Source organism: Clostridium sp. J1101437_171009_A5, assembly GCF_015547905.1.
Classification (GTDB): Bacteria; Bacillota; Clostridia; order Oscillospirales; family Oscillospiraceae; genus Pseudoflavonifractor_A; species Pseudoflavonifractor_A gallinarum.
Genome location: NZ_JADMVY010000001.1, coordinates 296,007 through 322,984 on the forward strand (window position 1 = coordinate 296,007; position 26,978 = coordinate 322,984).

Sequence of the window (26,978 nt, forward strand, 5' to 3'; positions counted from 1 at the left end):
TTCTGCTCCACTCTGTTTCTTAGTATAAAGGCTCTGTAACCAAATTGCAAGTATTTTCTATTTCTTTTTTTCAAAAAAGTTCCGTCTTTTCGGGAAAATTTCACGGTTTTCAGCACAAAAACATATGTTCGATTTAAATAATATCCCCGTCCTCTTTCGCTCCGGAATCTGGCATAATTTTGTAAGAACCGTGACTTTCCGGCCCAAACATGGTAAGATGGGACAGAATCCCATCCTGCGTATACAGGACTGGAAGGAGGAAATCGGATGAGTCACTGTGCCAACTGTGCCCCCCACTCCTGCGCGGGGGGCGTTTTGGAGCACCCGCCTGTGGACTGCCCCAGCTGTGCCGGCCCGCTCCAGGAGCAGGCCATGTCCCTTCTGGCGGAGGAGGAAAACCAGAGGCTGGCCCGCACGGCCGCCCAGGTGGAGGCGGAGGGGTATGGCCGCCTTACCCGGGTGGAGGAAACCATCCTCTTTTTGAAGAAGATGGGCTGTCACAAGATCGGTCTGGCCTTCTGCACCGGGCTGTGGCGGGAGGCCCACGAGCTGACCAAGATCCTGGAGTACCACGGCTTTGAGGTCTGCTCCGCCATCTGTAAAAACGGCTGTCACCCCAAGCGGGATCTGGGCCTGAGTGACCAGGAGACCGTCCGGGGCTGTGCAGACGAGGTCATGTGCAATCCCATTGCGCAGGCACTGGTCCTCAACGAGGCCCGCACCGACTTCAACCTGCTGCTGGGTCTGTGCGTGGGGCATGACACTCTGATCCTGAAATACCTGGAGGGTCCCACCTCGGTCCTCGCCGTCAAGGACCGGGTCACCGGACACAATCCCCTGGCCCCTATCTACCAGGCCCAGGGCTATTACCGCAAAAAGCTCTATCCGCCCCGGGAGGACTGATCCTCTCCCCCGGCCAAAAAACAAAAAACGCTCCCTCTTCCGAACAACCCGGAAGGGGGAGCGTTTCTTTGCATTTATTTATTGCCCATGCTGGAGGCGGCGCTGCGGAACCGGGCACGGGACTTCTTGATCTCGTCATAGGCCTCGGCCACTGCCTCTTCCGTGCGGCGCAGGGCGTCCTCACAGTAGGCGTTGGCGGCCTGACGCAGCTCCCGGCTGCGCTCCTCGGCCTGGCGGAGCATCTCGTTGCCCCGCTGCTTGGCCTGGGCGGTCAGCTCATCCTCGGCCAGGATCTGCTTGGCCCGGTCCTCGGCCTGGCGCTTGATAAGGTCGGCCTCCCGCTTGGCGGAGGCGATATAGTCGTTCCGGCTGGCGATCAGCTTCTTGGCCTCGCTCAGCTCCATGGGGAATTGGCCCCGGATCTCATCCAGAAGGTCCAGCGCCTTGTCCCGCTCGATGATGCACTTGTCACTGCTCAGGGGCACGCCCTTGGCCTCGTCGATCAGTTGATAGAGCAGGTCCATCAGTTCTTCCACACCGCTGGCCATTACTCTCCCCTCCTCTGTCTCATTCGTTCGTTCACATCGTCGATGATCTCCCGGGGCACAAAGTCCGAGAGGTCGGCCCCGTAGCGGGCCATTTCCTTCACCACACTGGAGCTGATGTAGGTGTATTTCGCGCTGGACGGCATCAGCATGGTATCCAGTCTGGGATTGAGCTTTCGGTTGAGCAGAGCCATTTGCAGCTCGTTCTCATAGTCCGACACCGCCCGCAGGCCCTTCACCAGGGTGCAGGCCTTCCGCTCCCTGGCGTACTCCGCCAGGAGGGTCGTGGACCAGTCCACCTCCACATTGGGCAGCTTGTACACCACTTTGCGGATGAGCTCCGCCCGCTCGGGCGGGGTGAAGAGGCCCGTGTGGAGTTTGTCGGAATTCACCATCACGCAGACGATCAGCTTGTCAAAGCACACCGCCGCCCGCTTGATGATATTCAGATGGCCCAGCGTAATGGGGTCAAAGCTTCCAGGATAAATCGCAGTCTTCAAGGGATAACTCTCTCCTCCCCCGCGGACGTCCGTTACAGTCCGCGCCGGTACAGGGTGATCTTGATTTTGCCGTAACGGTACTCCCTGCCCTTCTGATAGGGCTCAGCCAGAGCGGGAAGGGCCTGTTCGGCCGCACTTTCGCAGACCATTATACCATGTTCCGAAAGGATGTCAATTGCAGCGATCTGTTCCAGGGCCTTTTCCAGCAGGCCGGAAGCATAGGGCGGGTCCAGGAAAATCAGGTCGTATTTCTGCCGGCAGGTGAGCAGGAAGGACAGGGAATCCCCCTGGACCACCTTGCCCCGCTCCTCCAGACGGGTGGCCTTCAGGTTCTCCCGGATGAGGGCGGCCGCCTCCCGGCGCAGGTCCACAAAGGTACACTCCGCCGCTCCCCGGGACAGGGCCTCGATGCCCAGCTGGCCCGTTCCGCCGAACAGGTCCAGCACCTTGCGCCCCTCGATGTCAAACTGTACGATATTGAAAATGGATTCCTTCACCTTGTCGGTGGTGGGCCGGGTCTCCATGCCGCTCAGCTCCTTGAGCCGGCGTCCCCGGGCCTCTCCCGATATCACGCGCATATCGCTTCATTCCTTTCCTGGTTGTTGGGTCTGCCCCTCCGGCTCCTGCCGGGGGTGGAAGTGCGCATAGACCGCCTGGGCCGCATTTCTGGGCACCACGTTTTCCAGCTCTTCCACCGTGGCGGCCCGGATGTTTTTGATGCTCTTGAAGTGGCGCAGCAGCTCACTGCGCCGCTTCTCCCCTACGCCCGGGATCTGGTCCAGCTCGGAGCCCCGGACCCGCCCCTTCCGCTGGAGGCGGTTGAATTCGATGGCAAAGCGGTGGGTCTCCTCCTGGATCTGTCCCACCAGGGAGAAGAGGGCGGGATTGCCCTGAATACCGATCTCCTCCCCGGCCGGAGTAACCAGGGCACGGGTCCGGTGGCGGTCGTCCTTCACCATGCCGTACACCGGAATGGAGAGCTCCATCCGCTCCAGCACCCCGGCCGCCACCCGGGCGTGGGTGGTCCCGCCGTCGATGAAGAGGAGGTCGGGCTTCTGGTCAAACTTCTCATCCCCGTCCAGATAGCGCCGGAAGCGCCGGGTCAGCACCTGCTCCATGGAGGCGTAGTCGTCCGGTCCGTCCATGTCCCGGAGCTTGAAGTGGCGGTAATCCCGCTTGCGGGGCTTTCCATCCACAAAGACCGTCATGGAGGCCACGATGTCGTCGCTGCCGGTGTTGGAGATGTCGTAGGCCTCGATGCGGTGCGGAGGCTCGGGCAGATCCAGGAGCTTTCCCAGCAACTCCATACGCTTGCTCTGGCGCTCCTCCCGGGAGGTGGCCCGGGCCACCTCCTCCACGGCGTTCTTGGTGGCCAGGCGGATGAGATCCATCTTGGCCCCCCGCTGGGGCGTGATGAGATGCACCCGCCGGCCGGCCTGTTCGGAGAGCATCCGGGTGATGGGCACCTCGTCCTCCAGCTCGCAGGGCAGCAGAATCTGCCGGGGCAGGTCCCCCCGGTCCCCGTAGAAGCCCCGCACCAGCGCGGAGATCACATCCCCCTCGTCCTCCTCCATGGGGGTCTCCAGCAGGTCCCAGTCCTTGGCGGCCAGCTCCCCGTCCACATAGTGGAGGACCACAAAGCAGCTCTTGGCCTCTCCCCGGTGAAAGCCCACCACGTCGGTGTCGGCCAGACTGCCCGCCACCACCTTCTGCCGCTTTCCCAGCAGCTCGATGGCCCGATAGCGGTCCCGCAGCTGGGCAGCCCGCTCAAAGCGCAGCTCCTCGGCGGCCCGCTCCATCTCGGCGCGGATCTCCTCCCCCACCTCCTGGAACTTTCCCTCCAGAAGGCGCACCGCCTGTTCGATGGCCTCCCCATAGCGGGACTGGTCCATGTCCTTCCGGCAGTAGCCGTCGCACCGTCCCATGTGGTAATTGAGGCAGGGACGGCCCTTCCCGATGTCCCGGGGGAAGACCCGGGCACAGGTGGGCAGGCGCAGGGCGGCGCAGATGGCGTCCAGGATGGCCTGGGTATTCCCCCGGCTGGCAAAGGGCCCGAAATACCGCGCCCCGTCCTCCGCCACCTTGCCCACCAGGGAAAAGCGGGGATAGGCGTCCTGAACCGAGAGCCGAACATAGGGATAGCCCTTTCCATCCTTGAGCAGGATGTTATAGTGGGGCTGGTGCCGCTTGATGAGGGCGTTTTCCAGCACCAGGGCCTCAAACTCCGAGTCGGCCACGATGACGTCGAAATGGTCGATCTGGCTGACCATGGCCCGGGTCTTTTCCGTGTGGGAGGCCAGATTGGCAAAGTACTGGCTGACCCGATTTTTCAGGGCCTTGGCCTTCCCCACGTAGATGACCGTGTTTTTGGCGTCCTGCATGATGTACACGCCGGGCTGGAGGGGCAGGCTGTGGGCTTTTTCTTTCAGTTCGTCAAAGGTCATATTCCACCTCTGGAGGACATCCCAGGAAAACGGTTGAAAAAAAGCGCCGCGGTCAGCGGCGCTTTTTTCTTGTGCGCATAAAGATTACTCGGAGAAATTGGAGCTGATCAGCTCGATGAGAGCCTCCACAGCTTCCTTTTCATCGGGGCCGTCCGCGATCAGGTTGATGGAGGTGCCCTTCACGATACCAAGGGAGAGCACACCCAGCAGACTCTTAGCGTTCACCCGGCGCTCCTCCTTCTCGACCCAGATGGAGCTCTTGAACTCATTGGCCTTCTGGATGAAAAACGTCGCCGGACGCGCATGCAGACCGACCTGGTTGTTCACCACTGCCTCTTTCATATACATAAGCGTTTCCTCCCCATATGCACTTGCATACTCTGTAATATAGAATAGCAAATTTGTCCCAACCCGTCAATGACATTTTACACAAATTCCAGCGAACCATGTCGCTCCTTTCCACGCAGGCATGGAAAAGAGTCATCTGTTTGTCACAGGCGGACGTTCCTTCCGATATCCGTCGGTTACTTCAGCTCCACCACGGTGACGCCGTCCTCGCCCTCGCCGTAGCGGCCGGGCCGGAAGGACTTCACATAGCGGCTGCGCTTGAGGTGCTCCCGCACCGCCTTGCGCACCGCGCCGGTGCCCTTGCCGTGGATGACCACCACCTCGGTCAGGCGGCCCATGACGGCGTTGTCCAGGAAGATATCCAGCGCGCCCACGGCCTCGTCGGTCATCATGCCCCGCAGGTCCACCTCGGGCGAGGCGCCCAGGCTGCGCAGCTTGTGCTCGGCCCGGCGGATGACCTTCTGGGCCTCCTTCTTGGTCTGGCTCTCGCCCTCCACCACCCGGACCTCGCTCTGCTTGGCGGTGATCTTCAGGATGCCGGCCTGGAGCTGGAGGGAGCCGTCCTTGTTGACGCTCAGGACGGTGGCCTGGGTGCCCATTTTGACCAGCTCCACCGTGTCGCCGGCCTTGGCAGGCCGGGTGGGGGGCGGCGCGGGGGTCTCCTTCCGGCGGCCGAGCTTGTCCTCGGCCTCGTTCAGCCGGTGCTTCAGGCCGGAGCGGGCCTCGTTGACCCGCTGCCAGTCCTCCTCCTTGCGCTGGCGCTTGCGCATGTCGTTGAGCTCCTGGAAGACCTGGTCGGCGGTCTCCCGGGCCTCCTCCAGGATGCGCCGGGCCTCGGCCTGGGCCTTCTCCACCGCCTTGGCCCGCTCCTGCTCCAGCTTCTCCCGGTACTCCCGGGCCACCTTGGCGGAGTTCTCCATCTCCCGGCGGAGCTTGGCGGCGTTCTCCTTCTCCTGTTCCATCTGCTGGCGCTGCTCGTCCAGCTGGGTGAGGACGTCCTCAAAGCGGACATTCTCCGCGTCCAGCCGGTCGGCGGCCTTCTGGATGATGTGCTTGGGCAGGCCCAGCCGCTCCGAGATGGCAAAGGCGTTGGACTTGCCGGGGATGCCGATGAGCAGCCGGTACGTGGGGGCCAGAGAGTCCACATTGAACTCGCAGGAGGCGTTCTCCACCCCCTTGGTGGTCATGGCGTACACCTTGAGCTCGGCATAGTGGGTGGTGGCCGCCACCAGGGCCCCCAGCTCCCGGGCACTCTCGATGATGGCGGCGGCCAGGGCCGCGCCCTCGATGGGGTCGGTGCCCGCCCCCAGCTCATCGAAGAGGATGAGGGTCTCGTCGTCGGCCGCCTCCAGAATGCCCACGATGTTCACCATGTGGGAGGAGAAAGTGGACAGGCTCTGGGCAATGGACTGCTCGTCTCCCACGTCGGCCAGCACCCGGGAGAACACCTGGATGTGGCTGTCCCCGTCCACAGGGATGTGGAGGCCGCACTGGGCCATGAGGACCAGGAGGCCAATGGTCTTGAGGGTGACCGTCTTACCGCCGGTGTTGGGGCCGGTGATGACCAGGGTGTCGAACTCCTCCCCCAGCATCAGGTCGTTGGGCACCGCCTTGTTGGGGTCCAGCAGGGGATGGCGGGCCCGGCGGAGGTAGATCCCCCGGGAGACGATCCTGGGCTCGGCTCCCTTCATCCGGTAGGAGAGCTTGGCCCGGGCAAAGATCACATCCAGCAGGATGAGCAGGTCGTAGTTCTGGGCGATGTCCTCCCGGTAGGAGGCGCACTCGGCGGAGAGCTCGGCCAGGATGCGCTCGATCTCCTTTTCCTCCCGGGCCTGGAGCTCCCGGAGCTCGTTGTTGGCCTTGACCACGCCCATGGGCTCAATGAAGAAGGTGGAGCCAGAGGAGGACACGTCGTGGACCAGTCCGGGGACCTCGTTCTTGTGCTCCGACTTTACGGGCACCACATAGCGGTCGTTGCGCTGGGTGATGATGGCCTCCTGAAGGTACTTGGCCTGGTTGGAGGAGATGAGCTTGTTGAGGATGTCCCGCACCTTGCTGGCGGTGGAACGGATGTGGCGGCGGATGGAGGCCAGCTCGGGACTGGCCGAGTCGGCGATCTCATCCTCTCCCACGATGGAGCCGGTGATCTTCTCCTCCAGATAGCGGTTGGGGGTCAGGGAGGCGAAGAGGTGGTCGATGCAGGTCCGCTTCTCCCCGCCCGCCCGGCCGTCGGCGTACTCCTTGGCACTGCGGGCGGCACGCAGGACGGCCGCGATGTCCAGCAGCTCCCGGGTGTTGAGGGCACCCCCCATATTGGCCCGCTGGAGGGAAGCTCCCACCGGCTTCACGCCGGAGAAGGAGGGCGTCCCGCTCAGGGTCATCAGCTCCACCGCCGCCGTGGTCTCGGCCAGACGCCGCTTCACGTCGTCGGCGTCGGTGAGGGGACGCAGGGCGGCGCAGCGCTCCTTACCCTCGGCCGTCACCGCCTGCTCGGCCAGGCGCTCCAGCACCCGGGGCAGCTCCAGCGTCTGTATGGATTTTTCAAATAGATCTGTCATAGTTTCGATATACTCCAATCGGTTTCCCGGCGCCCGTCCTTACAGGCAGTGGACCCGCGCCGGGTCATAGCGGTCCTGCTGGGCCTTCTCCCGCTCGGGATAGCCCACAGGCACGATGGCGAAGGCCTCCAGATGGTCGGGCAGATTCAGGATCTCCCGCATCTTATCCATTCGCTCCGGAACCGGGGCGATGCCCAGCCAGACGGCGCCCAGGCCCAGCTCCACCGCCTCCAGCAGGAGGTTTTCGGTGGCGGCGCTCAGGTCGATCTGGGCATACTCCGGATGGGCCGCGTCCTTCCGGTAACAGGGCACGATGGCCATGGGTGCGTTTTTGGCACACATGGAATAGGCATGACACTGGGACAACTGCTCCAGCAGCCCCCGGTCCCGCACCACATAGAACTCCCAGGGCTGCTGGTTGGTGGCGGAGGGAGCCGCCATGGCCGCCCGGAGGAGCTGCTCCACCTGGGCGTCGGTCACCGGCTTGTCCTGAAATTTACGTACGCTTACCCGCTGAAAAATACTGTTCATACTGATCGGTTCTCCTGTTGGTCGTTGCCCCCCGCCGCCGGGCTGAGCCCGGGTATGGGAAAGGCCAGATTCTTATAAAAGTCCAGGGTGCGAAAGCCCCGGTCCAGCTGCGTGGTCAGAAACCGCTCGCTCACACGCCCCAGCTGCCGCAGCCCCTCCTCCCCCAGGGCAAAGGAAAAGAGCCGCTTGGGGTCGCCGTACACCACATGGCGCATGGCGGCCAGCACCCCCGGGCTCACCGGGACGGAGAACCCCTCCCCGCCCCCGCGGCAGCGGGCGCACAGCAGCACTCCGTCCACCAGCTGAAAGCGGGCGTCCTCCGGCTCGGGCACGCCGCAGACGGCACAGGCGTCCAGCAGCGGCTCATACCCGATGAGGGAGAGGAGCTTGAGCTCAAAGGCCGCCTTGACCAGCGGCAAGGGCTTGTTCAGCCGGTCCAGCGCGTAGAGGGCGTTGAGGAGGAGGGAGAGCACGGCGGGATCGGGCTGCTCCTCCCCCACCACCGCCTCCAGCACCTCGGCAAAGTAGGAGCCCAGGGCCACCTTCTCCACGTCGGAGCGCACGCCCCAGAAGAGCTCCAGCGGCTCGGCCTCGTTGAGGGTATAGTGGTCCCGGTAGGAGAAGAGGGTCATCTCCGAGTAGACCAGCAGCTGGGTGGAGGCGGCCAGGCGGCTCCCCTTCCGGCGGCAGCCCCTGGCCTTGACCGTCACCTTCCCCCCGCTCCGGGTGAGTACGGTGAGGATCTTGTCCGATTCCTTGTAATTGACCTCCCGCAGGATGATCCCCTGTGTGGTGAGCAGCATGTCCCTTTCCCCATTCTATGTAAGGGGGACAAGTCCCCCCGCCGCCTCAGGCGGTCTTATCGTTTTGGGCCTCCTCCTCGCTGTGCCGGAGATACTCCGCCAGCGCGGCGGCCTCCGGCAGGCCGGTGGCCCAGAAGAGTTCCCACAAGGTCTCGCTGTCCATGGCGCAAGCCCCCTTTTCACGGTTAGCTTGGCTGAGGACGCGTGGATTTATAAGCGGTAAATTTTATGGTCACTCGTCTTTATATCCAAAATTATGGATCAAATTCAGGTTATCCCGCCAGTTCTCCTTCACCTTCACCCAGGTCTGGAGGTACACCTTGGCGCCCATGAAGCGCTCGATGTCCTGCCGGGCCAGAGTGGAGATCTTCTTGAGCATGGCGCCCCCCTTGCCGATGATGATGCCCTTGTGGCTGTCCTTCTCACAGTAGATGGTGGCGTCGATCTCGATGACGCCGTCCCGCTCCCGCTCGGCAAAGCGGATGAGCTCCACAGCGGTGCCGTGGGGGATCTCCTTGTCCAGGCACAGCAGGAGCTTCTCCCGGATGATTTCGGCACAGACCTGCCGCTCGGGCTGGTCGGTGACCATGTCCTCAGGGAAGAGCTGGGGCCCCTCCGGCAGGAACTGGGCGAGCACGTCCAGCACCTCTTCCACTCCCTCGCCGTTTTTGGCGGAGATGGGCAGGATGGCGTTGAACTCGTGGGCCGCGGCGTAGGTCTGCATGACGGCCAGCAGCTCCTCCTTCTCCACGGTATCGATCTTGTTGATGATGAGCACCGAGGGGACACCCAGGCTCTTGATGCGCCCGATGAGCTCCTCCTCCGGTCCACCCACGTGGGGAATGGGCTCCACGATGAGACACACCGCGTCCACATCGGCCACGCTGTCCTTGACCACCTTCACCATGTAGTCACCCAGCTTGGTGCGGGCCTTGTGCAGGCCCGGGGTATCCATAAAGACGAACTGGCAGTCGTTCCGGTTGACCACGGCGCAGATGCGGTTGCGGGTGGTCTGGGGCTTGTTGGTGACAATGGCGATCTTCTCGCCCACCAGGGCGTTGGTCAGAGTAGACTTGCCCACGTTGGGCCGTCCCACGATCGATATCATGCCCGATTTTTTGATTTCCATAGGTTATCCTCAACTTTCTTGAGCGTATTTATGTTAGGATTCTCCGTGATAAGCGAGATCCTGCCAGGCCTCTTCCACCGGGAACCACCCCCGGCTGTCCACGGTGTACTCCGCCCGGACCACCGGGGTGAGCTTCCCGTCGATCCGGTCCTCCACGGTCAGCAATACCCGGTCCTGTTCCTCCGTCGCGCCGGGGATGACACTGCTGTCTGTGCGGCGGACGCACACCAGCTCGCCCTCCTCCCAGCGGTAGAAGGCGTGGGTCCCCACCAGCCCGGCATAGCCGCCCCGGGTATAGCTGCGCACCACCTGCCCGGCTGCGTCAAACTCCGGTGCGCAGACCTCCGCCAGGGCGGGCTCCTCCACAAATTCTCCCGCTTCCGGGTCCCAGAGCCAGTAGTTCCAGTAGGTGGGCTGATTGCCCATAAAGTACAGACATCCGAAGTCCGGGTATCCGTCAAAATTGGCGTCCGCCACCTCGCTCACGCCGAAAAAGTAGGGGGTCTCCAGCGTCTGCTCCATGGTCTGGAGGGGGGCGGACAGGTGGTTGGGGTCCCACACCTGGATGCGGGACTTGTCCTCCTCGATATGGTTCAGGGTGACCCAGAAGTCCCCTACCGCAAAGGCCCGGTGGTTCTCGTCGGAGAGCCACCGCACCGCTTCCTGCTCCGGATCCTCGGCGGCCTCCGGGGTGGGCGTGGGTACAGACTCCGGGGCCGCGCAGGCGCACAGGCCGGTCAGCAGTACCGCGGCGCTCAGCGCCAGGGGCCACTTATTCTGCGCCATGGTCCTCCTCCCGGGTGATGCCCAGCGCGCCCAGGATGGCCTCCTCCCGCTCCCGCATCTGCTTCTTCTGGGGGCCTTCGTCCAGATGGTCGTAGCCCAGCAGGTGAAGCACCGAGTGGACCGCCAGATAGCAGAGCTCCCTTCGCTCACTGTGGCCGAACTCCGCGGCCTGGGCCTTGATGTGGTCTACCGAGAGTACCATGTCTCCCAGGGGGAGCACCTCGCTGCCCGGGTCCAGCAGGTCCTCGTCCTCCGGCGTGGGAGGCTCCCCCGGCGTGAATTCAAACATGGGAAAGGAGAGCACGTCGGTGGCGCGGTCCACATCCCGCTGCTCCAGATTGATCTGGTGGATGCCCTCGTCGTCGGTGAAGAGCACGTCCACCTCACAGGGGAGCCCCACTCCCTCCGCCTCCAGTGCGGCCGGGATGACCTCCCGCAGGGCGTCGGCAAAGGCCTCGACGCCCTCTACCTCGGTCTCAATGATGATCTGATGTTCCATCTGCTTCTCCCCCTTGTGCGGCGCTTTCTGTTACTTGTCCCGCCGGGCATTGCGGCGGTTTTCATCCTCTTCATAGGCCTTGATGATGCGCTGTACGATCACATGGCGCACCACGTCTCCCTCATTGAGCTTGCAGATCTCGATGTCCTGCACGCCCTTGAGCACCCGCATGGCCTCCTTCAGACCGCTGACCTTGTCGGTGGGCAGGTCGATCTGGGTGATGTCGCCGGTGATGACGATCTTGGAGCCGAAGCCCAACCGGGTCAGGAACATCTTCATCTGCTCCCGGCTGGTGTTCTGGGCCTCGTCCAGGATGATGAAGGAGTCGTCCAGGGTCCGGCCGCGCATATAGGCCAGGGGGGCCACCTCGATGTTGCCCCGCTCCACATATTTCTGATAGTTCTCCGGCCCCAGCATGTCGAAGAGGGCGTCGTACAGCGGGCGCAGGTAGGGGTCCACCTTGGACTGAAGATCGCCGGGCAGGAAGCCCAGCCGCTCCCCCGCCTCCACGGCCGGGCGGGTCAGGATGATGCGGTTGACCTGCTTGTCCCGGAAGGCGGCCACCGCGGCGGCCACCGCCAGATAGGTCTTGCCGGTGCCCGCCGGGCCGATGCCCAGGGTGATGGTATTCTTCTTGATGGCCTCCACATACCGCTTCTGGCCCAGGGTCTTGGGCTTGATGGGCTTTCCCTTTGCGGTGACGCAGAGCACGTCCTTGGCCAGGGTGCCTATCTTGTCCTCGTTGCCCGCCCGCACCAGATTGATGATGTAGCGCACATTCTGCTCGTTGATGGACTCCCCCTTGGCCGAAAGGGTGAGCAGGCCCTCGATGGCCTTCACGCCGTACATGACGGCCTCGGCCTCGCCGGTCACCTTGAGCTGGGAGTCCCGGTTGAGCACCGTCACCCCCAGCTCCTGCTCGATCAGTTTGATATTTTCATCGAAGGAGCCAAAGATATTGATGGCCTCCTCCATCCGTTCGATGTTGATGGTGTGTTCGATCATGAATTTGTTTCGTCTCCTCTTCCCGCCGGCAGGCGGGTCTGGTATCCAGGCTCGTCAAAGGGTACGAACCGTCCGATCTCTTCTGTGCACTCCGCCCGGAGGGTGACGGTCAGCATCTCATCCGTCACAACGGCGGTATACTCGGTCCGCGTGATGCTTCCTCCTTCGATCTGTTCCGTGAGAGCCCGCTCCAGCTGCGCCTCCAGCATCTCTTGGGCGGCAGCCAGGTCCACTTCTGCCGGGGTGAGCGTGTATTCCCGCATGGTCTCCCGGCCCAGGCTCAGAGGGAGAGCCAGATCCATTCCGCTCCCCGCATTCCAAGTACTGCTTATTTTATCATACTGTGGGAAGGAAATTCCACTCTTTCGGTAAAAATTGATGCGTTTTCCCAGAATGGTGAGAAACCAGCGTCCGGTCTCCCGCCCGGTGTACTCCTTGACCTGGGCCGTGAGGGGAATGGTGGCCTGAAGGGTGCGCCAGGTCTGTGCCTCCACCCGTCCCTGGGCCCGGACCTGCTGCCAGCCCACGTCCTGTTCGCTGTACATGGGCCCCTCCAGCAGCACATTTCCCTGGATGAGCACGTCCCCCGCGGCCACCGGCTCCCCCACCTTGCGCTCGGTCTCTCCGGCAAGGACCTCCAGGCGGGTGATGACGCCGTCGGTCTCGGCGATGATGTCTCCATGCTCGCTCTCGTCCACCAGCTCGGGTGCCTTGACCCGCTCCCGCACCAGCACCTCGGCCCGGGCCCCGTGGAGGTTGATGGACATCCACGAGATGCCCTCCAGCTCCAGCAGCGCCCGCTGCTCGATATAGTTGATCTCCAGCGCCGGACCAAAGGCCCCGGGGCGCACCCCCAGACGGCGCAGGGTGGACAAAATCGCGGCCGACGGCACCTCGGTATTGCCCGAGACATCCACCACCAGCACAAACTGGGTCATCAGGAGGACCGCCAGCAGCGACAGGGCCAGTCCGGCCAAGAGGGCGTACCGCCTGCGGAAGCGCTCCAAAAAGGTGGGCAGCCCGCCCCGCTCCACCTCGGAGAGGGTGCATCCGGACCGGGTCGCCAGGTCTTCCAGGTCGCCGCGCTCCTGCCGGGGCACTTTGAGCCGCACGGCGGTGCTCTCCACCCATTCCACCCCCCAGAAGGACACTCCGCGCTGGGCACACAGGTTGAGAAACCGCTCCGGAAAGGCCCCCTGGGCCTCCACCTCCACGCTGCCCCGGAGGAAATTGACCACTTTTTTCATCCGCTTCCTCCTAATCCAGCTCCACGAACCGGATCTGTCCGGTGATGAGCAGCTCTCCGGCGTTCATGGAACGCAGCTCCAACCCCTCGCCCCGCACTTTCAGGATGAGTTTTCCCCCGGAAATATGGATCTCCTCCGACCCATAGGCCAGAATCCCCCGGTGATTCTCCATCCGCAGCTCCCGGTCTCCGATCAGCTCCATCCGGGGCAGTCCCGCCACCAGATCGCCGGGCAGATCAAAGACCTGGGCGGTCCGCTCCAGAACGCTCTCCTTTTTTCGCTTCCCTGCCATGGCAACGCCCTCCTGTTCCCGACTACTTTATGCGCCGCCCCGCTCGGAATTGCCTGTCCCAACGAAAAGGGTGTGCATCCGGATCTTCTCCGGACGCACACCCTGTATTCTGCCGCTTCGCTCAGGACGCCTCAAACCAGAAGCCGGTGAAGCTGTCTTTCATGACCCGGTATCCGTTCATCATACACGGGTAGGAGAAGGAGCGCAGTACATTTCCCTCCCTATCGCACTCGCCAAAGGTATGGGCCACGCCGCTGTTGAACACATAGTGCTCCCCCACCTCCTGGACATTGGACACGATGCTGGAGTAGACCAGCGGGATGGACTCCACCAGAGCAAAGGTCCGGTTTGTCTCGTCCACCCGGTAGTAGTAGATGTAGGAGGATACGCCCGCCCCGTCTGTCAGGGACGTGCCCACACTCTCGTCCAGCTCCGGCTCATAGCCGTCCCGGGTGCTCAGCCCCCAGTAGTTGTTGTTGTACATGCGCAGACGGTACACGCCCTCCGGCAGGCTCTCATCCTCCACCCGTTCCACATCGTGCTGTCCATACTGGAAGACAAAGTCCCCCTCCGGCTGATAGCACAGACTCTCATACTCTGTGCCCGCCCAGAAGTCCGGGTCTCCGATGAGCGCGGTGAGGACCGGCTCGGTCTGAAGGCCCGTGACCTGCAGAATGGTGGAGGTCTCCCGGGAGCTGACCACGATGCTGTCGCTCTCCTCCAGATACTGGATGGAATTCAGGTGCAGCCAGTCCCGCTCCCCTGCCTGCCAGAAAAAGGGGTCTGTGGCGCTGATCGGCCGGGTGCTCTGACAGTAGGAGTCCATCAGCTCGGAAAAATCCACCCGCTCGGTCACCGCGCCGCTCTCCAGATCGATCTCGATGACCACGTCCATCGTGGTCTCCTGCTCCGTATCGGTCACCAGGGCGAGGATGGTCCCGTCCGGCCCCCAGTTGATGTCGTGGTGGAGCTCATACTGTCCCAGATCATAGACCCGCACCGCCTGGCCCAGCGGATTGAGGAGGGCGATCTTCCGGCTGCCCACACAGGTGTAGAATCCCCGCTCCTCCCACAGGAAGCGGTCGGAGTGATAGCCCTCCAGCACCATCTCATACCGCAGGACCCCCTCATTGTCAAAGAAGAAGGTGTAGCCGTAATAATCTCCGATCCCCGTGGCATAGAAGAGCCCGTCGGAGAGGGCCTCTCCCTCCGCCTGGCCGGTAGCGTCCAGGCGGGTATCATAGCCCGAGAGGGCGTCCGGCATCGCCACCGTAAATGTGGCCGACTCCTGTACCTCCCCCCGCTCGTCCACCGCCTCCAGAGTGACCTGGTTGGTCTCCCCCGGGACCAGACCGATCAGCAAAAAGCAGTGGCGGTCCGTGTAGGCCTCCTTTCCGCTCTTGGCCGTCGCGGTAAAGTCGGGATCATCCGCGCTGGTGGTATGGACCGTATAGCGGATCTGGGTCTTCTCCCCGGTGTCAAAACACAGCAGCAGTCCGTTGGAGCCCGTACCGAAGGGATTGAGCACCGCCAGCGGCTCCCCGATCTCATGCGCCTCCTGCTGGATGAGTTCCAGCAGATGCTGGGCCAAACGCTGCTGTACCGCCTCGTCATAGTAGGTGAAGCCCTCCTGCTCATACTCCTCGGGCACCATCTGCACCACCGGGATGCTGGCCTCGCAGGGCGCCGTATAGACCTCGATCCCCCGCTCTTCACTGGTGTAGATATGCTCTCCCACCGCGATATCCCAGCTGTCCCGGCTGCTCATCTCCGCGCCCAGAAAAGAATCCACCGCCAGCTTACACCCCAGCAAAATACCGGCAGCCAGCAGGATACCTCCTCCAATCAGCAGGATCGCTCGTTTTTTTGTCATGGTACACTCGCTCCTTGGCGGTCCGCTCACCGGACCTGAGGTAAATTTCTATCTTTCAATGATACGGAATCCATTTCCGATATCAAGTACAAATCTGTAAATTTTTTGGGTTATTTCGTCTCTCTCCGCCCAAAAAGGTGCCGCCCGAACCTCCGGGCGGCACCTTTTTACGCTCTGTTCGCTTCCTGCTCCATCTGCTCTGCCAGCCGCTCCACAGCCGCTCCGACCAGGGCGACCACCGCGCCGATCTGCTCCGGCGTGATGCCGTCCACATGGATGCCGCCGCTCACCAGGACCGCGCAGTCCAGCCGCTTGGCCAGACGCTCGGCGGCCTTTTTCACCACGCCGTCCTCCTTATGGCTGGGCAGGACCAGCACCGACGCGCTGGAGCCGATGCTCCCGTCCGGATGGCGGTAGGGCGCGCCCAGCGCCGCCGCGCCCAGATGGGGAACCTCCCCTCCGGTGATGGTCACGTTCCAGTCCCGGCCCATGCTCTGGGCCGTCAGGGTCAGGGCGATCCCCTCCCCCTCGGTATGCAAGGTCAGCATGTCGTATCCTCCTCGATCGTCTCGGATGTCTCGCTCAGATAGGCCCGCAGCCGCTCCGGCGTATTGGCAGAGGGGTCTTCCAGTACGTGGTCCAGCAGCTGCCGCTGGGCCGCGCCGATGTCCTTCCCCCGGTAGCCCAGGGCCGCCAGGTCCTGCCCGGACAGGGCCAGTTCCTTCACGCTCCAGCAATCCCCCCGGCGGAGCACCTGCTCCAGCGCAGGGGAGCTCTCACGGCCCTCCCAGTCGCCCATCCAGGCCCCGGCCCGGGCCCCGTCGACGCCATACTCCCACAGGGCGCGCCGCCATGCCTCGTCGGTCTGGGGCAGTCCCCCCTTCCACAGCCGGAATCCGTCGGCACAGGCCCGGATGGTCTTTCTCTCCAGGCGCAGCGTCTCCAACAGGGAGGGTCCCTCCTCTCCCACCACGGCGCAGAAGCCCGCCCATCGGGCCTCCGGCGTCCGGGGCAGACGGCTCAGGGTGACGAAGGCCCCCCGTGGGATGCACTCGTACCGCCGCATCAGCCCGGTGTCAAAGAGCATCCGGGCCCATCCCGGCCGGGGAGAGCACAAGATTTTCTCCAGCTCTCCCCGCACCCGCTCATGGGAGAGCACTTCGGCCAGCGCCGTGCACCGCCAGATGCCCCGCGCCGTGTCGGTCTGGAGCTCAAACCCCAGCTGGGCCGCAAAGCGCACCCCCCGGAACATCCGCAGGGCGTCCTCGGTAAAGCGCTTCTCCGGCTCTCCCACGCACCGGATGAGCTCCCGCTCCAGATCCTGCCGTCCGCCGAAGGGGTCGATCACCCCTCCGTCCGGGGCCAGAGCCATGGCATTGATGGTAAAATCCCGCCGGGCCAGATCCTCCTCCAGCGTGGCGTCAAAGCGCACCTCGCCCGGGTGGCGCCCGTCGGTATAGCCGCTCTCCCGCCGGAAGGTGGTGATCTCCACCGGTCCGTCTCCGGTGAGCACGGTGACCGTCCCGTGGCGCATGCCCGTGGGGACGGTGCGGGGAAAGAGGGCCATCACGGTCTCGGGCCGTGCCGCCGTGGCCAGGTCAAAATCGCCCGGCGTCCGTCCCAGGAGCAGATCCCGGACACATCCGCCCACCGGATAGGTGGGCCACCCCGCCTCCCACAGGCGGTCCCGGCACCTCCGCACGCCGTCCGGTATGTACAGCTCTTTCACTATACCACCCCATTTCCCGTATTTTTCTCTTGTAAGGGGACTATACTGCGGTATATAATAATATGTTCCAAATCTGTTTTCCCTCTGCGCCCAGGGCGCAATACGATACCATATCGTCATTATAAACTTCTGGAAAGGGTGTGTAAACCCATGGCTGCAACTGACATCCATGATTATCTGCGTCCCGGCCGGCGGGCCCATCTGGTCGGCATCGGCGGCGTTTCCATGTCCCCTCTGGCGGAGGTCCTCCACGGGGCCGGTATGACCATCACCGGCTCCGATATGCGGGAGAGCGCCACCACGGAGCATCTGCGCTCCCTGGGCATCCGGGTGGACATCGGCCACCGGGCTGAAAATGTCACCGGCGCCGATCTCATCATCCGCACCGCCGCCGCCCACGACTCCAACCCAGAGATCGCCGAGGCCCACCGTCTGGGCATCCCGGTCTTTGAACGGGCCCAGGCCTGGGGCTCCATCATGCGGGGCTACCGCAACGCCCTGTGCATCGCGGGCACCCACGGCAAGACCACCACTACCTCCATGTGCACCCACATCGCCATGGCCGCCGCCGCCGACCCCACCGTCATGATCGGCGGTACCCTTCCCCTGCTGGGCGCGGGCCACCGTGTGGGCAAGGGGGACACCATCATTCTGGAGAGCTGCGAGTACTGCAACTCCTTCCTCTCCTTCTTCCCCACCGTGGCGGTGATCCTCAACATCGAGGCCGACCACCTGGACTTCTTCAAGGATCTGGAGGACGTGGAGCACTCCTTCCGCGCCTTTGCCGACCGGGTGCCCGAGGGCGGTCTCATCATCGCCAACCGGGACGATGCCAACACCATGCACGCCCTGGAGGGGGAGGAGCGTCCCATCCTCACCTTCGGTCTGGAGGAGGGCGACGTCCACGCCGCCGGTCTGACCTGGGTCAACGGCCTGCCCGCCTTTGACGTGATCTGCCGCGGGGAGAAATTCGCCCATGTGGAGCTCCAGGTCCCCGGCGTACACAATGTGAAAAACGCCCTGGCCGCCGCCGCTTCGGCCATCGCCCTGCACTTCCCCGCCGCCGCGGTGGAGGAGGGGCTTGCAGCCTTCCACGGCGCGGGCCGCCGCTTTGAGCACAAGGGCAGCTTCCACGGGGCGGAGGTCTACGACGACTATGCCCACCATCCCGGAGAGCTCCAGGCTCTCTTCTCCGCCGTGAAGGGCATGGGCTATGAGCGCATCATCTGCGCCTTCCAGCCCCACACCTACACCCGGACCAAGGCCCTCTTCTCCGATTTCGTCCAGGTGCTCCGGGAGCCTGATCTGGCCATCCTGGCCGAGATCTACGCCGCCCGGGAGACCGACACCCTGGGCATCTCCTCCCGGGCCCTGGCCGAGCAGATCCCGGGCAGCCGCTACTGCGCCACCCTGGAGGAGGTCACGGCTCTCCTGCGGGAGATCGCCCGTCCGGGGGATCTCATCCTGACCGTGGGCGCCGGCGACATCTACACCGCCGGAGAGGCTCTGGTCAAACACCAGTAATCCAGTCAAAAAGCGGGCATCCCCGGAAAGTCCCCTCTTCCCGGGTATGCCCGCACTGTTATTTCTGCATGCGCTGGAATACGACGGCGGCCTGCTCCCGGGTCAGGGGGGCGCAGGGCTGGGTCCCGTCAAAGAGCCCCGCCTGCACCGCCGCCTCCCAGTCCGTCTCCGCCCAGGAACTGACCGGCTTAGCCGCCTGCTCCTTGCGGTAGGCCGCCATGGCGGTCTGAAACATGGCGTCAAACTGCTCCTGTGTCAACTCGTCCTCTCCTTCCAGAAGGGCCTTCACATCGGCCCGCAGGGTATCCATGCTCTTGCCGTGCCTGGGAAACCAGTGGGACACGTCGGCGTGATTGCTGGCCATATCCTCCTGGTAGCCCTCCCGGTGGTCCACGATGTCCCGCAGGGGGTCCAGGCCGTATTTGCGGCAGAGCATGGCGCACAGCTCCACGGCGTTGGCGTAGACCCGCCGGAAATAGTCCGCATTCTTCTCCGCGTCATAGCCCACCATGGTCCCTCCCTGGTAGGTGTGCCCGGCGGGCTCCAGGATCTCAAAGCTGATGTGGGTGTTGTTGGCCGACGTGCCGCCGTTGGGCGGCGTCCCGGCGTGCCAGCCCCGCCAGTTCCAGGGCAGGGTCTCGGTCACGCCGTCGGCATGAACAAAGGCGTGGGCGCATTTATCCACCCCCGGCTGGTCCCACAGCCGCAGCCAGACATTCACGTCCGGCTGCGGCGTCCCTGTGGAATGGACCATAATGCCCTTGGGTACGATGGTGCGCCCCGCCTTATAGCAGTCGTTTCGTGTTAAAATGTGTTCGGTCAGCTGCATGGTCTCTCCTCCCGGAGTATCCTATGCGCCGCCTCTCTTTTCGGACACCCTGCGGCCCCCTTGGGAGATCAGCCGCCCAGGGTCAGGCCGCTTCCCTTCTGGGAGAGACCGTCCTTTTCCAGCATCTGCTCCAGCACCTTCACATCGGTGGTGATGTCCATGGCCGTGTTCTCAAAGAGCTTATCCAGCTGCTTTTCAAAGCCCTCCACCACCTTATCCATCATCCCCTCGATGCGGACCTTGGCGGCGCTGATGTTCTCGCCCTCCACGCCCTGCTCCTCCAGCTGGGCATAGGAGTTGAGGATCTTCAGCGTGGTGGGAAGGTAGTAATTCAGGAAGCTGCGCAGCTGGCCGCCCTTTTCCGGGTTCTTCTTCTGATACTCAAAGATCTTGCGGGTGATCTCCTCGATGCGGTCGATCTTCTCGCTCATGGCGGCGTCCTCAATGGCGTCGTTCACCGCGCGGATCTGGGCCAGCGTCCGGTCGTCCTCTCCCTGGGCGGGTTCGGGCTTCGGCTCAGGCTTCTCCTCCTGAATTCCCTCGTCGCTGAGGATGAGGCGTCCGGTGCTCATGTCCAGATAGCCGGTGGGCAAGAGGCCCTCATCCAGCATCTCCTGCAGATCATCGCAGGCCGTATGCACCGACACCGGCATGGCCTGCGCCAATGTCTCCACCCAAATCGAGGTCTGATGCCCGATCAGCGCCAGATACTTGCGGAACCGGCGGGCCTTTTTGTTCCTGCTCATCCCCACGGCCAGCACCACGAAGCCGGCGCAGCAGAAGCCCAGGGGGAAGAATACGTCCTCCAGGTACCAGATGGGATTGCCGCCCCAGAACAGGCTCTCCACCATCTCCAAAATGGCGCTGGCAGTCCCCAGGCCGAAGACGCCCGCGATCACGCCGCCGACGATCATCATGCTCTTCCCCCGGTTCAGGCGCAGGTGTTCCTGCTCTGCCGGGACCCGGCGCTGGACCTTCCGCGCTGCCCCCATTCCGGTGGATACCCCCTGGGTGCCGGGCTGGCGCACCTCCGTCCGCCGGCGTACTACCGGCCGCTCCTCCTGGTGCACGCCCTGGGTACCGGGCTGCACATAGGTCCGTCCGGTGGGGGCCGAACGCCCATGGCTCGCCGGGCGGTTGTTCTCGGTCAATTTCCGGAACAGCAGAAACAGACCCACCGGCCAAAACAGCGCCAGCATAAGCACGATCAGGATCCAGGATCCGATCTCACTGTTATTTGTATCTTTCTTCCCATAACCCGCCATATCCGGGCCCTCCTGTTCGGCAATGGTTTTTCCACTCTTATTATCTCTGATTGTAGCACAGAACTCTGAAAGAATCGATGAAAAATATATTTAAATTTTTTTAAACCCGCCCCACACAGGGAACCGAATCCCTTTTGGCACGTCTAAAAAGTACTTCAAACTCATACAACACGCTTAGATGGAGCGCAAACCGGCAGGAATAAGCCCTGTAACCGTTCTGTAATTGCATTTTGGGGCAGGGACACCTATAATGGAGAGCGTATCCAGTTCGTTACCTCAATATTGGGAGTTGATATCCATGGAACACTCGAAAGGCAAACGCGTCATGCCCGACCCGGAGGGCGGCAGACGCAGAAAATCCGGCCGACCACCCAAGGTCCTGGTCGGTGTACTCATTTTCCTTTTGCTGCTCTGTGCCGGCTACGCCGGCATGTGTGCCTATGCCGCCACCAGCGGGAAGCTGCTGCCCAACACCCGCATCAGCGGCGTCCAGGTGGGCAGTCTGACCCGGGAAGAGGCCCAGGCCAAGCTGGAGGCGGAGCTTCCCGCCCGGCTCTCGTCCCTCTCCGCTGACTTCACCTGCAACGGCAGCACCTTTACTGTCTCCGGGGATGCCCTGAGCGCCGATATCTCCGGCGCGGTAGAGGCGGCCTGGAACGACAACCAAAAGGGCGGCGCGGCGGCCGGCGGCTTCCGCTTCCTCTCCGCCCTGGCGGGGCAGTCCAGCGAGGTGGAGGTCCAGCTCTCCTTCTCCCAGACCCCCGCCTCCATCACTCAGGCGGAGGAGCATATCTCCAACCCCATGGTGGAGACCAGCTGGACCGTAACGGCCGACACGCTGGACTTTACCAAGGGCACCACCGGGCAGGCCATCGACGTGGACGCCCTGGAGGAGCAGCTCCTGCGGGAGTTCCAGACCCTGCTGTCCGAGGGCGGCACCTCCGCCCCTGTACCCATCGAGGTCCCCGTGATGACGGAAGAGCCCCCCGAGCCCGACTTTGAGGCCATCTATCAGGAGGTCTACACCGAGCCCGCCGACGCCTACCTGGACAAGAACACCAAGGAGATCGTCCCCTCGGTCACCGGCATCCGGTTTGACACGGACGCCGCCCGTACCGCCCTGGCCGACACCGCGGAGGGCGAGGTCTGCTCCGTGCCTCTGGAGAAGGAGGAGCCCAACATCACCACCGCTAAGCTCAATGCTAATCTCTTCAAGGATGTCCTGGGCAAGTCCTCCACCAAGACCGCCGGCGGCTCCTCCCGCTGGCACAATGTGGATCTGGCCTGCCAGCGGGTCAACGGCACCATTCTTCTCCCCGGCGAGACCTTCTCCTACAACGCTACGGTGGGTCCCTACTCCCAGGCCGGCGGCTATCAGAAGGCCGGCGCCTATGTGAGCGGCACCACCCAGGACACCTGGGCCGGCGGCGTGTGCCAGCTCTCCTCCACCCTCTATTATACGACCCTCAAGGCCAATCTGGAGACCGTGGAGCGCCACAAGCACAAGTACGACGTGGGGTATCTCCCCTCCGGCCTGGATGCCACGGTCTACAGCAACAGCCTGGACTTCCGGTTCAAGAACAACACCGACTACCCCATCAAGATCGTGGCCTCTCTCACCAAGAGCGGCGGCACCCGGTACTGCAACGTCACCATCTACGGCACCAACACCACCGGCATCTACGGCGATCCCTACTCGGTGGTGGTGAGCACCACCGCCCCCAAGACCGTCTACGAGCCCAACAGCTCGGTGCCCCAGGGCTCCAAGCCCCAGAAGGACCCCACCCGCACCGCCTACACCGGCAAGGTGGTGGAGGTCCATCAGCGCCTGCGGGATGCCAACGGCAAGGTCATCAGCGACACGGTCATCCACAACGACCGCTTCGATGTGCGCAACGCGGTCTACTTCTATAACCCCGCTGACGCGGCCCGTCTGGGCATCGACACCTCCACCGGTCTGATGACCGAGGTGCCTGTCACGCCCACACCGTCTCCCACGCCGTCCCCCACCGCGACACCGGCGCCCACACCGGCGCCCTCCAGTACCCCCGCTCCCACTGCGGCGCCCACGTCGACACCGACTCCGGCGCCCGCCACCTCCGCACCCCCCAGCAGTACACCGGCACCCACTGCATCCACCGATCCCAATGTGCCGGTCCTTCCCCCGGAGGCCCAGACCGGAACCTGAGTTTTTTCGTCACATGGAGCGCGGGTCATCTCTGACCCGCGCTCCTGTTTATCACTTCAAGGAGGGATTCCCCTATGTTTCAAGGCTTTTCCGATGCCACCATCGACTTTATGTGGGGCATCCGGTTCAACAATGAGCGCCCCTGGTTTCAGGCCCACAAAGAGGAGTATCTGACCCACTTCTACCAGCCCATGAAGGCCCTGGCCCAGGAGGTCTATGACGCCTTCCAGGACCGGCACCAGGTCCCGGGCCTGTGCTGCAAGGTCTCCCGTATCTACCGGGACGCCCGGCGCCTGCACGGCAGAGGCCCCTATAAGGATCATCTCTGGTGGTCCATGGAGCGTCCCACCGAGGACGCCTTCTCCACCCGCCCGGTCTTCTGGTTTGAGCTGGAGCCGGAGGGCTGGTCCTACGGTCTGGGGTATTACTCGGCCACTCCGCTGACCATGGCCAAGTTCCGCGCCCGGCTGGACCGGGACCCCGCGCCCTTTGAGCGCCTGGTCCGCAGCCTGGACCGGCAGGCGGTCTTTCAGCTCACCGGCGTGGACTACAAGCGTCCCAAGGGGGCAGCTCCCTCCCCCCTTCTCGCTCCCTGGTACAACAAGAAGAGTTTGGCGCTGGAGTGCGATCACAAGCTGGACGACCTTCTCTACTCCCACGACCTGGTGGACACTCTGCTGGAGGGATACGACTTCCTGCTCCCCTTCTACACCTATTTCTCCTCCCTGGACGGCGATCCGGACCCGCGGGAGGGATAAGAAAGCAGCTCTCCCGGCGCGTCTGGCACAAACCGGGAGAGCTGCTTTTTTCCGAAACGAAAAAGCGCACCTGCGGACTGTGGAGGAGTGCTCCATAATGTGCGGCCCGGACGGAAGTACCGCCCGGGCCGCACGTCAGTTTTGTGGAAAGAAATCCGTGCTTAGATCATGCCGTTACCGTCATCCCATCCAGGTAGGCCCCGGCGATCTCCACCAGATCCTGCAGGTCGACTCTGCCGTCCTGGTTTACGTCGGCCTTCTGGGCCTCATCCCATCCGGAATCGCCCTCTCTGACCTGATAGAAGTCCTGAGCCGCGGCGATGTCGTTGATGTCCAGCGTACCGTCTCCGTTCACATCATAGCGATTGCTCACCGCCGTCGTGACCGCGGCAGCCTGCGCGTTCACCTGTCCCTGAACACCGTCGTTGCATTTGACCTCGTTCAACGTGACCGTGAGGTTGCCCTCAGACTCCAGGGTACGGATATACAGGGTCATCATGTCCTTCTGCTCCGCCAGAGCCTGTACATCGGAAAGGCCATAGCTCAGCACCGCATCATAGCGCAGGGAGCCGTCTTCCTGTGCAGTCTTTTTGTAGGTCAGCAGCGTAAAGGGATCGGCCGCCACCAGAGAGGCGGCATCGGCAAAGAGGCCCTCTCCCTGTACCTGGAAGGTCAGATGGATGGTCTTGAGGCCCTCATCGCTCCCCTCCGCGGAGAACACATAGGGAACGCGGGCGTTCTGACCGGCCTGCGTAGGACCGGAGACCGAGACGGAAATCTGATTCTCCTCGGGCTGGCTTTCCCCCTTGAGATCCGTACCATAGACTGCGGCGATCTCCGCGTCGCTCAGGGCGCGATTCCAGATGCGCAGGTTATCCATCCCGAAATCCAGATCGGTTCCGCCGATGTAGAAGGGGGAGCCGGAGGTCAGCGTGGCATTTTCGTGCAGGCTTCCGCTGGCATAGGGGATGCCGTTGACATAGGTGGTATAGGTCTTGGCCTGGCGGTCCACTTTCAGCGTAATCATGGACCACTCGTTCTTGTCAAAATCACGGAAACGGATGTAGGCGGTCTGATCATAGTTTCCGTTGCCCGGCCCGATGGAGCCGCTGATATGGTCGGGGGTGCCGTCGTTGTAATCATAGGCGAAAATCACACCGGCATTGGTGGCGCTGCTCCAGCTCTTGTTGCCCATGATGGTCTGATCGGCCCTAGCGGTATAGGGCTTATACCAGAAGCTGATGGTCATGTCCTGGTCCTTGCCCAGTTGATCCAGGGTCTCCCGGGCGCCCAGATCAATGCGCTCTCCGCTCTCCAGGCGGACAGCAGTGCCGTTGTTGACGCCGGACTCGTAGCTAATGGTGTCGTCAGTGGTCACCGCAGCGGTGCTGTCGGCTCCATCCGTCAGGTCATGTTCAAACTGCAGGTCCATCTGCAGGCCATCCCAAATGCCTTCGGGCAGGACGGTGGGCGGGTCCAGGGAGACTTCCTTCCCTGCCTCAGCCTGCTCCATGAGGGACTCCAGTTCACTGATCCAGATGTAGCGCTGGAGATCTTCTGCCGCATCCTGACCAGCAGCGACCTCACTCAGCTTCTCTTTCAGGGCCTGGATCGTGGCGGCGGGATATGTGATTTGATAGACCCCATCTGTGCCGGCCTCCGCCTTTTCCAGCAGAGCTTGGGCCTTTTCCACCGCCTCGGCCAGCAGGGCGGGATAGTCCCCTTCCGGCAGGTCCGCACCCTCTCCCGCAGTCTGGAAGGTGATGCTCTGAGGCGTAGATTGATTGCCGAAGTTATCCACGGCAGTGACCTGGATCTGGTAGAGCGTGCCCGGCTTCAGCTCCGAGAAGAGCAGGGTCATCTCGGTGGGATAGGGCCGCAGGTAGAACCGGGAGTAGACGGTAAAGGACCCGGTATAGGACTTGGGCTCATTGCCGCCGAAGAGGGTAGGAGCCACAGAGTAGGTGGCGTCCTTGTTGCCCAGCAGTTCCTTGACCGAGATCTCATAGTGCTCGGTGAGCTCGTCGTCCACCGCCTGGGTAAAGGTGAGCGTGGCGCCGGTCTCACTGACCTCGGACATGGAGATCTGGGCATCCTCCTCAAACCAGGGCGCGACCTTGCTGCGCTGGTCGCTGGTGTAGCGGAAACCGTCGGTCCCCTCCTGCGTCTCGATGACCCAGGGCATTCCCATCCAGCGCTCATTGGTCGCATCAAAGCGGCGGATGACCGTGGTGCCGTCCTCCAGGACCGAGACGAAATTACAGGTGCGCTCATACTCCACCAGCTGATCTCCCTCATACTTTCCCTGGGCGGGCGGGAGGACCGGCTCCAGACTGGAGGGCAGTTCCACATAGTCCATGGAGCCGTTGTTCACCACTGTGAAGTCATCCTGGTAGATCCCGTTCTCCGCCTCATTGCTGTAGTGGGAGTGGGCGGTAAACACGATGGCCTGCGGATAGTCCGCCAATGCGTTCTGGATCGCGGTACCCACAATATCCTGATAGCCGCCCCAGGTGGTTCCGTTGAGGCCGCTGTGAACCTGTACGAAGATGGGCTTGCCCATGTCGTAGTCCTCGGCCGAAGAGATCTCCTCCAGCGCCTGAGAGAGGAAGGATTGGTAATTGCGGTAATCCAGGGAGATAAAGTCGTAGCCGTTGATCTCCACATGGTAGTTGCTGTAATCGCCGCCGTCCGCCTGCTCAAAATACCAGTTGGGACGGCCGTCCTCCTTCGCCTCGCTGAACATGGGTATCATGTAGTCGCCGGGGCGGTCATGGTTGCCTACGGCATAGAGAATGGGCATCTCCTTGCCGAAGGTCTCATCCATCAGTTGGATGACTGCGTTGTAGAAGTCGCGGCTGCTGTCTGGATATTCCAGGCGCTCATTGGCCTCCACGTCGCCGTCCACCAGTACCGCATCGGTTTCGAACCCATTGTCCACAGCCCAGTCTTTGATATTGGTGAAGACGTTCTTCCACTTCTCATAGCTGGAGACATGGGTATCCGACATACTGATGAATTCCAGCGCCGCCGGGACATCGTTATAGGCCTCATTGGCCTGATCCACCCGCTCCTGCGTCATGGCCTGTACGCCTTCCGGCGCGGCTGCCATGGCGGTGGGAAGGATGGAGAGCATCAGCGCCCCGCTCAGCGCGGTCGCCATCCATCGTCTCATGTGCATAGCAAATTACCTCTCTTCGCTCTCAAATGTACAAGGGCGCC

Annotated in this window: 24 protein-coding genes; 4 read left to right on the forward strand and 20 right to left on the reverse strand. The window is 62.9% G+C overall.

Translation table 11 applies throughout. The annotated features are described in order from the left end of the window. The first annotated feature begins 267 nt into the window (after positions 1-267). A complete protein-coding gene (locus I2C21_RS01560) occupies positions 268-903 on the forward strand; it encodes a DUF1847 domain-containing protein (RefSeq protein WP_195278324.1) in 636 nt (211 codons plus the stop codon). A 74-nt stretch (positions 904-977) separates the two neighbouring features. Here I2C21_RS01560 and I2C21_RS01565 read toward each other — a convergent pair whose 3' ends face one another. From I2C21_RS01565 to I2C21_RS01645, 17 genes are all read right to left on the reverse strand, one after another. Beyond that, on the reverse strand, positions 978-1,451 hold the full coding sequence (locus I2C21_RS01565; RefSeq protein ID WP_101693538.1) for a hypothetical protein: 474 nt from the start codon (positions 1,449-1,451) through the stop codon (positions 978-980). Further along, on the reverse strand, positions 1,451-1,948 hold the full coding sequence (coaD, locus tag I2C21_RS01570; protein WP_101693539.1) for a pantetheine-phosphate adenylyltransferase: 498 nt from the start codon (positions 1,946-1,948) through the stop codon (positions 1,451-1,453). Before coaD ends, I2C21_RS01565 begins: the two co-directional genes overlap by 1 nt. Before the next feature lie 32 nt (positions 1,949-1,980). Beyond that, a complete protein-coding gene (rsmD, locus tag I2C21_RS01575; RefSeq protein ID WP_101693540.1) occupies positions 1,981-2,526 on the reverse strand; it encodes a 16S rRNA (guanine(966)-N(2))-methyltransferase RsmD in 546 nt (181 codons plus the stop codon). Between the two features lie 6 nt (positions 2,527-2,532). Then, positions 2,533-4,392 (reverse strand): excinuclease ABC subunit UvrC, encoded by a 1,860-nt coding sequence (uvrC, locus tag I2C21_RS01580; RefSeq protein ID WP_195278325.1) that lies wholly within the window; start codon positions 4,390-4,392, stop codon positions 2,533-2,535. Positions 4,393-4,476: 84 nt separating this feature from the next. Continuing rightward, positions 4,477-4,740: an HPr family phosphocarrier protein gene (locus I2C21_RS01585; RefSeq protein WP_101693542.1), complete on the reverse strand. Its 264-nt coding sequence runs from the start codon at positions 4,738-4,740 to the stop codon at positions 4,477-4,479. 176 nt (positions 4,741-4,916) lie between these two features. Beyond that, positions 4,917-7,298 (reverse strand): endonuclease MutS2, encoded by a 2,382-nt coding sequence (locus I2C21_RS01590; protein ID WP_193536448.1) that lies wholly within the window; start codon positions 7,296-7,298, stop codon positions 4,917-4,919. Positions 7,299-7,337: 39 nt separating this feature from the next. Beyond that, on the reverse strand, positions 7,338-7,829 hold the full coding sequence (locus I2C21_RS01595) for a nitroreductase family protein (protein ID WP_195278326.1): 492 nt from the start codon (positions 7,827-7,829) through the stop codon (positions 7,338-7,340). Beyond that, positions 7,826-8,632: a DNA repair protein RecO gene (gene recO / locus I2C21_RS01600; RefSeq protein WP_195278327.1), complete on the reverse strand. Its 807-nt coding sequence runs from the start codon at positions 8,630-8,632 to the stop codon at positions 7,826-7,828. Before recO ends, I2C21_RS01595 begins: the two co-directional genes overlap by 4 nt. A 232-nt stretch (positions 8,633-8,864) precedes the next feature. Continuing rightward, positions 8,865-9,761: a GTPase Era gene (era, locus tag I2C21_RS01605; RefSeq protein WP_101693546.1), complete on the reverse strand. Its 897-nt coding sequence runs from the start codon at positions 9,759-9,761 to the stop codon at positions 8,865-8,867. Between the two features lie 33 nt (positions 9,762-9,794). Next, the gene (locus tag I2C21_RS01610; RefSeq protein ID WP_186962819.1) at positions 9,795-10,547 is read right to left on the reverse strand and encodes an XAC2610-related protein; all 753 of its coding nucleotides are present in this window, start codon (positions 10,545-10,547) and stop codon (positions 9,795-9,797) included. After that, complete coding sequence (gene ybeY / locus I2C21_RS01615) at positions 10,534-11,046, reverse strand: rRNA maturation RNase YbeY (RefSeq protein ID WP_101693548.1); 513 nt, start codon at positions 11,044-11,046, stop codon at positions 10,534-10,536. The genes I2C21_RS01610 and ybeY overlap by 14 nt, the downstream gene beginning before the upstream one ends. Before the next feature lie 30 nt (positions 11,047-11,076). After that, complete coding sequence (locus I2C21_RS01620) at positions 11,077-12,051, reverse strand: PhoH family protein (protein WP_101693549.1); 975 nt, start codon at positions 12,049-12,051, stop codon at positions 11,077-11,079. Beyond that, positions 12,048-13,298 (reverse strand): sporulation protein YqfD, encoded by a 1,251-nt coding sequence (locus tag I2C21_RS01625; RefSeq protein WP_195278328.1) that lies wholly within the window; start codon positions 13,296-13,298, stop codon positions 12,048-12,050. Before I2C21_RS01625 ends, I2C21_RS01620 begins: the two co-directional genes overlap by 4 nt. 10 nt (positions 13,299-13,308) lie before the next feature. Beyond that, entirely contained in the window at positions 13,309-13,590 is a 282-nt protein-coding gene (locus I2C21_RS01630) for a YabP/YqfC family sporulation protein (protein ID WP_195278329.1), read from the reverse strand. A gap of 121 nt (positions 13,591-13,711) precedes the next feature. Continuing rightward, on the reverse strand, positions 13,712-15,463 hold the full coding sequence (locus tag I2C21_RS01635; protein WP_195278330.1) for an aryl-sulfate sulfotransferase: 1,752 nt from the start codon (positions 15,461-15,463) through the stop codon (positions 13,712-13,714). Positions 15,464-15,630: 167 nt separating this feature from the next. Continuing rightward, positions 15,631-16,011: a prenylated flavin chaperone LpdD gene (gene lpdD, locus I2C21_RS01640; RefSeq protein WP_101693553.1), complete on the reverse strand. Its 381-nt coding sequence runs from the start codon at positions 16,009-16,011 to the stop codon at positions 15,631-15,633. Continuing rightward, positions 16,005-17,192, reverse strand: coding sequence for a CCA tRNA nucleotidyltransferase (locus I2C21_RS01645; protein WP_353654758.1), 1,188 nt, complete (start codon positions 17,190-17,192; stop codon positions 16,005-16,007). The genes lpdD and I2C21_RS01645 overlap by 7 nt, the downstream gene beginning before the upstream one ends. Positions 17,193-17,342: 150 nt before the next feature. Between I2C21_RS01645 and murC the strand changes: the two genes are divergently transcribed. Further along, complete coding sequence (gene murC / locus I2C21_RS01650; protein ID WP_195278332.1) at positions 17,343-18,716, forward strand: UDP-N-acetylmuramate--L-alanine ligase; 1,374 nt, start codon at positions 17,343-17,345, stop codon at positions 18,714-18,716. A gap of 58 nt (positions 18,717-18,774) precedes the next feature. Here the strand turns inward: murC and I2C21_RS01655 are convergent, their stop codons facing one another. Both I2C21_RS01655 and I2C21_RS01660 read right to left on the reverse strand, forming a co-directional pair. Continuing rightward, entirely contained in the window at positions 18,775-19,545 is a 771-nt protein-coding gene (locus tag I2C21_RS01655; RefSeq protein WP_186962822.1) for a peptidoglycan recognition protein family protein, read from the reverse strand. 68 nt (positions 19,546-19,613) lie between these two features. Beyond that, the gene (locus I2C21_RS01660) at positions 19,614-20,810 is read right to left on the reverse strand and encodes a 5-bromo-4-chloroindolyl phosphate hydrolysis family protein (protein WP_101693556.1); all 1,197 of its coding nucleotides are present in this window, start codon (positions 20,808-20,810) and stop codon (positions 19,614-19,616) included. Positions 20,811-21,108: 298 nt separating this feature from the next. Here I2C21_RS01660 and I2C21_RS01665 point away from each other — a divergent pair, with 298 nt between their 5' ends. Both I2C21_RS01665 and I2C21_RS01670 read left to right on the forward strand, forming a co-directional pair. Next, entirely contained in the window at positions 21,109-22,998 is a 1,890-nt protein-coding gene (locus tag I2C21_RS01665) for a VanW family protein (protein WP_195278333.1), read from the forward strand. Positions 22,999-23,072: 74 nt separating this feature from the next. Continuing rightward, the gene (locus I2C21_RS01670) at positions 23,073-23,756 is read left to right on the forward strand and encodes a DUF2461 domain-containing protein (protein ID WP_195278334.1); all 684 of its coding nucleotides are present in this window, start codon (positions 23,073-23,075) and stop codon (positions 23,754-23,756) included. Positions 23,757-23,922: 166 nt separating this feature from the next. Here I2C21_RS01670 and I2C21_RS01675 read toward each other — a convergent pair whose 3' ends face one another. Further along, the gene (locus I2C21_RS01675) at positions 23,923-26,931 is read right to left on the reverse strand and encodes a LamG-like jellyroll fold domain-containing protein (protein WP_195278335.1); all 3,009 of its coding nucleotides are present in this window, start codon (positions 26,929-26,931) and stop codon (positions 23,923-23,925) included. Between the last annotated feature and the right edge of the window lie 47 nt (positions 26,932-26,978).

Bases quoted from the DNA above. Each gene is read 5' to 3' on its own strand.
- rsmD (WP_101693540.1), bottom strand. From the start codon at position 2,526: ATGCGCGTGATATCGGGAGAGGCCCGGGGACGCCGGCTCAAGGAGCTG.
- uvrC (WP_195278325.1), bottom strand. From the start codon at position 4,392: ATGACCTTTGACGAACTGAAAGAAAAAGCCCACAGCCTGCCCCTCCAG.
- I2C21_RS01665 (WP_195278333.1), top strand. From the start codon at position 21,109: ATGGAACACTCGAAAGGCAAACGCGTCATGCCCGACCCGGAGGGCGGC.
- I2C21_RS01585 (WP_101693542.1), bottom strand. From the start codon at position 4,740: ATGTATATGAAAGAGGCAGTGGTGAACAACCAGGTCGGTCTGCATGCG.
- I2C21_RS01590 (WP_193536448.1), bottom strand. From the start codon at position 7,298: ATGACAGATCTATTTGAAAAATCCATACAGACGCTGGAGCTGCCCCGG.
- I2C21_RS01635 (WP_195278330.1), bottom strand. From the start codon at position 15,463: ATGACAAAAAAACGAGCGATCCTGCTGATTGGAGGAGGTATCCTGCTG.
- I2C21_RS01595 (WP_195278326.1), bottom strand. From the start codon at position 7,829: ATGAACAGTATTTTTCAGCGGGTAAGCGTACGTAAATTTCAGGACAAG.
- I2C21_RS01625 (WP_195278328.1), bottom strand. From the start codon at position 13,298: ATGAAAAAAGTGGTCAATTTCCTCCGGGGCAGCGTGGAGGTGGAGGCC.
- I2C21_RS01630 (WP_195278329.1), bottom strand. From the start codon at position 13,590: ATGGCAGGGAAGCGAAAAAAGGAGAGCGTTCTGGAGCGGACCGCCCAG.
- I2C21_RS01565 (WP_101693538.1), bottom strand. From the start codon at position 1,451: ATGGCCAGCGGTGTGGAAGAACTGATGGACCTGCTCTATCAACTGATC.
- I2C21_RS01655 (WP_186962822.1), bottom strand. From the start codon at position 19,545: ATGCAGCTGACCGAACACATTTTAACACGAAACGACTGCTATAAGGCG.
- I2C21_RS01620 (WP_101693549.1), bottom strand. From the start codon at position 12,051: ATGATCGAACACACCATCAACATCGAACGGATGGAGGAGGCCATCAAT.
- recO (WP_195278327.1), bottom strand. From the start codon at position 8,632: ATGCTGCTCACCACACAGGGGATCATCCTGCGGGAGGTCAATTACAAG.
- I2C21_RS01660 (WP_101693556.1), bottom strand. From the start codon at position 20,810: ATGGCGGGTTATGGGAAGAAAGATACAAATAACAGTGAGATCGGATCC.
- I2C21_RS01560 (WP_195278324.1), top strand. From the start codon at position 268: ATGAGTCACTGTGCCAACTGTGCCCCCCACTCCTGCGCGGGGGGCGTT.
- I2C21_RS01670 (WP_195278334.1), top strand. From the start codon at position 23,073: ATGTTTCAAGGCTTTTCCGATGCCACCATCGACTTTATGTGGGGCATC.
- I2C21_RS01610 (WP_186962819.1), bottom strand. From the start codon at position 10,547: ATGGCGCAGAATAAGTGGCCCCTGGCGCTGAGCGCCGCGGTACTGCTG.
- era (WP_101693546.1), bottom strand. From the start codon at position 9,761: ATGGAAATCAAAAAATCGGGCATGATATCGATCGTGGGACGGCCCAAC.
- ybeY (WP_101693548.1), bottom strand. From the start codon at position 11,046: ATGGAACATCAGATCATCATTGAGACCGAGGTAGAGGGCGTCGAGGCC.
- lpdD (WP_101693553.1), bottom strand. From the start codon at position 16,011: ATGCTGACCTTGCATACCGAGGGGGAGGGGATCGCCCTGACCCTGACG.
- I2C21_RS01675 (WP_195278335.1), bottom strand. From the start codon at position 26,931: ATGAGACGATGGATGGCGACCGCGCTGAGCGGGGCGCTGATGCTCTCC.
- murC (WP_195278332.1), top strand. From the start codon at position 17,343: ATGGCTGCAACTGACATCCATGATTATCTGCGTCCCGGCCGGCGGGCC.